Origin of the sequence: Kitasatospora sp. NPDC101157 (assembly GCF_044768255.1) — a bacterium.
In the GTDB taxonomy this organism is placed as follows: domain Bacteria; phylum Actinomycetota; class Actinomycetes; order Streptomycetales; family Streptomycetaceae; genus Kitasatospora.
Map to the genome: position 1 here is coordinate 505,368 of NZ_JBIWPL010000001.1, position 6,510 is coordinate 511,877.

At 74.9% G+C, this 6,510-nt stretch carries 7 protein-coding genes and 1 pseudogene; 4 read left to right on the forward strand and 4 right to left on the reverse strand.

The features are described 5' to 3' along the window. The first annotated feature begins 131 nt into the window (after positions 1-131). The gene (locus tag ACIRVF_RS02265) at positions 132-1,055 is read left to right on the forward strand and encodes a LysR family transcriptional regulator (RefSeq protein ID WP_402812468.1); all 924 of its coding nucleotides are present in this window, start codon (positions 132-134) and stop codon (positions 1,053-1,055) included. On the opposite strand, the gene mug is transcribed toward ACIRVF_RS02265, so the two are convergent. The 4 genes and pseudogenes from mug to ACIRVF_RS02285 all read right to left on the reverse strand — a co-directional run bounded on the left by mug (position 1,037) and on the right by ACIRVF_RS02285 (position 4,243). Beyond that, positions 1,037-1,579 (reverse strand): G/U mismatch-specific DNA glycosylase, encoded by a 543-nt coding sequence (gene mug, locus ACIRVF_RS02270; RefSeq protein ID WP_402812471.1) that lies wholly within the window; start codon positions 1,577-1,579, stop codon positions 1,037-1,039. The genes ACIRVF_RS02265 and mug overlap by 19 nt on opposite strands. A 17-nt stretch (positions 1,580-1,596) precedes the next feature. Beyond that, positions 1,597-2,595: a phosphatase PAP2 family protein gene (locus ACIRVF_RS02275; RefSeq protein ID WP_402812474.1), complete on the reverse strand. Its 999-nt coding sequence runs from the start codon at positions 2,593-2,595 to the stop codon at positions 1,597-1,599. Positions 2,596-2,744: 149 nt separating this feature from the next. Further along, positions 2,745-2,911 (reverse strand): annotated as a pseudogene (locus ACIRVF_RS02280) (M24 family metallopeptidase); the annotation flags it as partial. Between the two features lie 6 nt (positions 2,912-2,917). After that, complete coding sequence (locus ACIRVF_RS02285; RefSeq protein WP_402812477.1) at positions 2,918-4,243, reverse strand: MFS transporter; 1,326 nt, start codon at positions 4,241-4,243, stop codon at positions 2,918-2,920. 140 nt (positions 4,244-4,383) lie between these two features. Between ACIRVF_RS02285 and ACIRVF_RS02290 the strand changes: the two genes are divergently transcribed. From ACIRVF_RS02290 to ACIRVF_RS02300, 3 genes are all read left to right on the forward strand, one after another. After that, positions 4,384-5,043, forward strand: coding sequence for an ArsR/SmtB family transcription factor (locus ACIRVF_RS02290; RefSeq protein ID WP_402812480.1), 660 nt, complete (start codon positions 4,384-4,386; stop codon positions 5,041-5,043). 42 nt (positions 5,044-5,085) lie between these two features. Further along, a complete protein-coding gene (locus tag ACIRVF_RS02295) occupies positions 5,086-5,574 on the forward strand; it encodes a hypothetical protein (protein WP_402812483.1) in 489 nt (162 codons plus the stop codon). 137 nt (positions 5,575-5,711) lie between these two features. Further along, positions 5,712-6,341, forward strand: coding sequence for a hypothetical protein (locus tag ACIRVF_RS02300; RefSeq protein ID WP_402812485.1), 630 nt, complete (start codon positions 5,712-5,714; stop codon positions 6,339-6,341). Positions 6,342-6,510: the final 169 nt, after the last annotated feature.

Below are 6,510 nucleotides of genomic sequence, written 5' to 3' on the forward strand. Positions count from 1 at the left end.
GGTGCGGGTGGGGGTGGGGTGCGGTGGGACGTGCCCACCGTAGGGAGCCCGGGAGCGGCCGAGTAGGGGCCGGCATCGATGGAACGGGGGGTTCCATGAGCGGTGTCGATGGATGCCGATAGGTTCGCCGCATGACCGATCTCGCCCCGCACGAGCTGCGTGTCCTGGTCGCCGTGGACGAGGAGCGGAGCTTCACGGCGGCCGCCGCGCGCCTGGACACCACCCAGTCCGCCGTCTCGCACGCCGTGCGCGCCTGTGAACGGAAGCTCGGTGCGGTGCTCTTCGAACGCGGGCGCCACGGCGCACGCCCCACCGAGGCCGGCGCGCGGGCCGTCGGGTACGCCCGCCGGATCCTGCGGCTGCTGGCCGTGATGGGCCCCGAGGTGCGGGACGCCGTGGCCGGGGCCGGTGCGGCGGGGCCGGTGACCGGAACGCTGCGGATCGCCGCCTTCCGGAGCGCCGCCGCCCACCTGCTGCCGCCCGTGCTGGCCCGGCTGGCCGCCGAGCACCCGGGGCTCACCCCGCACGTGCGGATCGTCCGGGAGCTCGGCCGGGGCACCGCCGGGGAGGTCGCCGACGGGCGCGCCGACCTGGGGCTGGCCACCCTGGACGCCGGCGGCCCGCCGCCCGTCCCCGGCCTGGTCGCGGTCCGGCTGTACCGGGAGTCGTACGCCCTCGCCCACCCCCAGGACCATCCGGAGCCCCGCCGGTTGCCGCTGGTCGACTGGGCGGAGAACTGCGACTCCTACACCAGGGACTGGTGGCAGCGGCAGGACTGGCTGCCGCCCGCGACCGTCGAGGCGGAGGACGACACGGTGGCCCTCTCACTGGTCGCCCAGGGCCTCGGCATGGCGGTCATGCCCCGGACGGCGCTGCTCGGCGCCCCGCCCGGACTGGCCGTCACCGACCTCGGCCCCCGCCCGCCCAGCCGCTTCGTCGGGTACGTCACCACGCCCGAGCTGGCCGGGACGCCCGGTGTCCGGGCGCTGATCCGTGAGCTGCGCGAGCTGCCGCTGCCCGCCGGGCTGAGCGCCGCTCAGTCCTCGACGCTCTGACGGAGCTTGCGGAACTCGGCGGCCAGCGCGTCGAGGGTGTAGTGGGCGTTGAGGCCGCTCGGGTTGGGCAGGACCCACACCTCGGTGTCGCCGATGCGCTCCGGCTGGCGGCCGATCGCGGCCTGCCGCTTGCCGAAGGCCGTCCGGTAGGCACCGATGCCGAGCACCGCGAGGACCCGGGGCCGCAGCCGCAGCACGCGTTCGCGCAGCGCCTCGCCGCCCGCGCGCAGTTCCTCGGCGGTGAGCTCGTCCGCCTTGGCGGTGGTGCGCGGGGCGACGTTGGTGATACCGAGGCCGAGGGCGGGCAGCTCGCCCTGCTCGTCCGGGCGGTACAGGCGCGCGGTGAAGCCGGAGCGGTGCAGGGCGGGCCAGAACCGGTTGCCGGGGCGGGCGAAGTGGTGCCCGGTGGCGCCGGACCACAGGCCCGGGTTGATGCCGCAGAACAGCACCCGCAGCCCGGGGCCGGTGACGTCCGGGATGGTGGTGTCCTGGGCGGCCAGCAGCTGTTCGGGAGTCGGCTTCATCGGTGGCGGTGTCGGCTTCACCCGGCCAAGTCTGCCGTGGCCGCGGCCCGTGCCGTACGGCGGTCACGCAGCATGCGCAGGCCGAACACCACCACGGCCGCGTACGTCCAGCCGATGAGGACGTCGACGATGAAGTGCTCGGCGCCGTAGACCAGGGTGATCGCCATCGCGAGCGGATAGGCGACCAGCAGCGCCCGCAGCTTGCGCCCGGCGGTCGGCCAGAACAGGAACAGCAGCATCGCCGGGTAGGCGGAGTGCAGCGAGGGCACCGCGGCGACGTCGTTGGCGAACTGACTGCCGTTCTCCAGCAGCGAGTCGGCCTGCGGCAGGCCCATGGTGGAGATGGTCTCCCAGACCACCCGGTGCAGCGGCGGCAGGTTTCCCTGCTGGGCGACCAGCCACGGCGGGTCGGCCGGGTAGAGCAGGTAGGTGGCGAAGCCGGCGAAGGTCAGGGTGAAGTAGCAGGCGAGCAGCTGCCGGAAGCGCTGGTGGGCGCGCCGCCAGAGCACCGCGAGCAGGACGAAGACCACGAGGAAGTGGGAGAGGTAGACAGCCGTCGCCGCGTAGTCGTACCAGCGCGGTGAGCCCGGGGTGTAGAGCGCGTGCTGGAGCCGTACGGTCCAGGTCTCGCCGGAGCCGAGCACCTCGTCGGCGCGCAGCTGGGGCAGCCAGTGCGGGGCCCAGGGGGTGTGGGCGCCGTAGCCGCGCAGCAGGGAGTAGACCCAGACCACGGCCATCACCGGGACCCAGTCGCGCAGCACCAGGAGGAAGCCGCGCCCGCCGTGGCCGCTGTGGACGGCGGCGGTCAGCAGGGCGCCGATCAGCCAGAGGAACACCACGTCGTTGGCGAAGGCCATTCCCTGGGTGGCCAGGAACCAGACGAAGGCGGTCAGGTAGACCGGCCAGGCCAGCAGCCGAAGTCTCGACAGTCCGGTTCGGCGGTCGCGGTCGGTCACGGAACGCAGTCGTCCGGCCCGCACCGGGGAGGGCGGGGCCGGACTGAGCAGCTTCGTCATGCTCACCGAAACTAGCAACGGAAGCTTGAAGGACTCTGGGTGAACTATGACCGGGCCGTAAGAAAATCCCACGGTTGGGTCAAATACGGCCGGGCAAAGGCCCCCAAACCGGGCCGGACGGGGCAGCTGGGGCAGGCGGCCCCCAGGTGTCAGGCCACGGTGGCGAGTTCGTGCGGGGTGTTGTCGAGGCGCCGTCCGCCGCTCGCGGGGGCGGTCACGATGTCCTCGTCCGCATCCCGAACCGGCCCGGCAGGTAGGCGCCAGGCTCGATCGAGAAGCGCATGCCGGGCACCAGCGGCCGCTCCTCGCTGGTGACCGCCGGTCAGCTGGTCGTGGCGGTGGCGGCGGCGGGCCAGGCGGCGCGGCGCAGCGTGCGGCTCGCGGTCGCGGGCAGCAGCGCGGCGGCGAGCACCCCGGCGATGGAGGCCAGGGCGGCGGCGGGGGAGAGGTGGTCCAGCAGCAGACCGGCGGCGAAGGCCCCGGCGGGCATTCCGGCGGTCAGCAGCGTCACGGTCGCGGCGATCACCCGGCCGCGCAGCTCGTCCGGCACCTGACGGAAGACCAGCAGGTCGAGCATCACCCGCAGGGCCGGGACACCCGCGCCGACCACGAACAGGGCGACGAAGACGGTGACCGCCCCGCCGGGCAGCAGCGGCGCCAGCGGTACCGGCACGGCGGTCCAGGCCACGGCCAGCAGCAGCACGCCGGGGCCGGCCAGCCGGTGCAGCCGCGAGACCAGCAGCGCCCCCGCCAGCGCCCCGACCGCCTCGCCGGCCAGCGCCAGGCCGATCCCGCCGCTGCCGGTGCCGTGCTCGCGCAGCAGCACCATGACGGGCAGCAGCAGCGCGGCCCCGGTCAGGTTGATCACCAGCAGCACGGCCAGGGCGGGGCGCAGCAGCGGGGAGGCGGCGAGGACGCGGAAGCCGGCCAGCGCGCCGCCCTTCTCCCCCCGCGGCGGCGCGGCCGGGCTGGGGAAGCGCACCACCAGCGCGGACACCAGGGAGACCAGGGAGGCGAACGCCGCGCCGAGGAAGGGCACCGAGCGGCCGAGCCCGAAGAGGAACCCGGCCAGCGGCGGGCCGGCCAGTGCGGCGCCGCTCATCCGGGCCTCGTCCTGGGCGAGTGCCTGCGGCAGCTGCTCCGGAGTGACGACGGAACGCAGCGCCAGCAGCCGGATCGGGCCGGTGTAGGCGACGGTCGCGCCGATCACGGCGGCCACCACCAGCAGGTGGACCAGGGACGGCCGGCCGAGGGCCAGCGCGGCGGGGATGCTGGCGAGGGCCAGCAGGCGGGCGGTGTCGGCGACGAGCAGCACCCGGCGGCGGTCCAGCCGGTCGGCGATCACGCCGCCGTGGACACCGAGCAGCAGGGTGGTGGCCATCTCCACCGCGCCGAAGGCCCCGGCGGCGGTGGCGGAGCCGGTGAGAGCGAGCACCAGCAGGGGGAAGGCGGTTTCGCCGATCCGCATGCCGAGGGTCGCGCAGGACTGGCCGATCCACAGGGCCTGGAAGCGCAGGTTGCGTCGCAGTGGTACGGGCGGTGGTGCGTCGGCCCTCCGGTCGTCCGTCGGCTGCCCGTCCCCCGGCTGCTGGCCCGTCGCCCGCTCGTCCGTCGCCCGCTCGTCCGCTGTTGTGGTGCACTCCGTCATGTCCCGACCCCCATCGTTCGCGCCAACCGTCATCGTTCACGTCTCGGTGAATGATGATGTGTGCGTGAGCGATTGCGCAAGGGTGAGTGCTCACCGAAGAGTGATTGCGTGCCGAGCGGTCGATCTGCGAGGGTGGCCCCGTGGCCGAGCACGAACGGGAACCCGCCGACGGGGACGAGCAGCAGCAGCCCACCACCTGGGTGAAGGAGCGCCAGGTGGGCGATGTCGCCGTGCTCAAGGCGCTGGCCGACCCGCTGCGCCTCGCCATCCTCGGCGCGCTGAAGACCGCCGCCGACCGCCCGCTGACCGCCAAGGAACTCGCCGCCGAGCTCGGCGAACCGCAGACCAAGCTCTACCGGCACATCAAACAGCTGGAGAAGGCCGGACTGATCCTGGTGGCGGGCACCCGGCTGGTGTCGGGCATCGTGGAGAGCCGCTACCAGGTCGCCCAGGACTCCATCCGGCTCGCCCCGGAGATGTTCACCGCCGACTCCCCGGCCCGCTTGGAGGCGTACGACGCCATGCTGGCCGCGCTCGACCGGGTCCGCGGCGAGTTCCGCGCCCACGTCGCCGACGGGCGGCTGGACTTCGGCAGCCCGCAGGGCGACGCGGGCACCCCGTCCGGTCTGTTCGCGGACTTCTCACTGCGGCTCGAACCGGCACGGCTGGCCCGGCTGCAGGCCCGGCTCAAGGAACTCCTCGACGAGCTCACGGCGGAAGGTCCGAGTACGGCCGACGACGCCGTGGACGTGACCCTCTTCACCCTGCTCTACGGCCTCCGGCCGGGCACGGAATCATAAATTCCGCGCCGACTGTCGGTGGTGTGGGACAGCATGGCCGGCATGTCGTATGAACTCCAGGCGCTGATAGGCATGGTGGAGCTGCTGACGGTGGCGGCCGCGGAGGTGCCGGCGGCCCGGGTGGTGCCGCTGGCGCAGGGGCTGGCACTGATCCCGGTCACCTCCGCCGTGCTGGCCGCGCTCCAGGGCGACGCCGCTGTGCCCAGGCCCGGCGGCGGGGCGGGATTCGGCTGGCACCCGGACGGCTTCGAACTCCGGCTCGCCGCCTGGTCGAAGGCCGGTCCGATCGCCTGCGTCGAGGCCGAGTACTGCGGCGGCGTCGGCACCCAGCGCGCCGCCGTCTGGTCGGACGGCCGGATCGTCCTGGGCCCGCTCACCAGCGAGGAGTTCCAGCCCCGGCCGGCCGAGGGCACCCCGATCTCCCGGGCCCTGCGGTGGCTCGGCGGGTACGTCGCACCGGGGCGGGCGGACGAGTTCGACTCGGTGGGGCTGGGCGCGCACCGCAGCACCGCGGACTGGGTGGTGGGCTGAGGCCACGGGAGCCGACGACACGTCAGGGCGCGACGCGCCGCCGTTCGGCGTACCTGCGGTGGCTGCGCCCGGACGGCGACCGCACGGTGGGGAGTCAGGCGGTCTCGCCTGACTCCCACCAAGAGGAAGCAGTACCCATGCGTGCCACCCGGATGGCCGCCGTGCTGACCGCAGCCCTCGCGCTGACCATGGTCGCCACGGGGTCCGCCACTGCCGCCGGCCATGGAGCCGGCGCCCCCCGAACCACGGTCACAGCCCCGACCGCCGTCGTCGTCCCGGTCGCCCCGGTCACGGCCCCGGCGCCGCCGACCACCTTCCCGGCCGTCGATCCGGCGGTCCAGGACCCGCCCACCGCCGGGGCCGACGATCCGGCGGTGCCCGCGCTGCCCGCCGTGCCCGCTGCCCCGGCCGCCCCGGCCCTCCCCACGCTCCCCACCCTCCCGACGCCCCCCACCGCTCAGGCCGTATCGGATTCGACCGCGGCCCTCGGGGCGGTCGGTGACCTCCTCAAGCAGGTAACCAGCCTGCTCTCCTCGGTGACCTCCACCGTCCCTGGCCTCGGCGCCGTCCAGCAGCTCGTCGCCTCCGTGCAGAGCCTCCTGCAGAACCTGCTCGCCCAACTCCCGCCGGTCGCAACGCCGGTGACCGTCCCGGCCCCGAGCGGGCCGTCCGGCTCCGCACCCGCGATCCAGGACCAGCTCGACGCGCTGCGCGCCCAGGCGCACGCCCTGACCGCCGCCGCCCACCCCCGGGCCACCACCGGCTGACCCGCCCCGCCGAAGCGAACGGCCCCGCCCTCAAGAACCCGGGAGCGGGGCCGTGCCGTCGCGCCCCCCCCGGGGGGGGGGGGGGGGGGGGGCGGGGGGGGGGGGCCCCCCCGCCGGCCGACGTGACCGGGACTGGCCCGGGGGAGGGGGCGGTCGGGGGGGGGGTGGT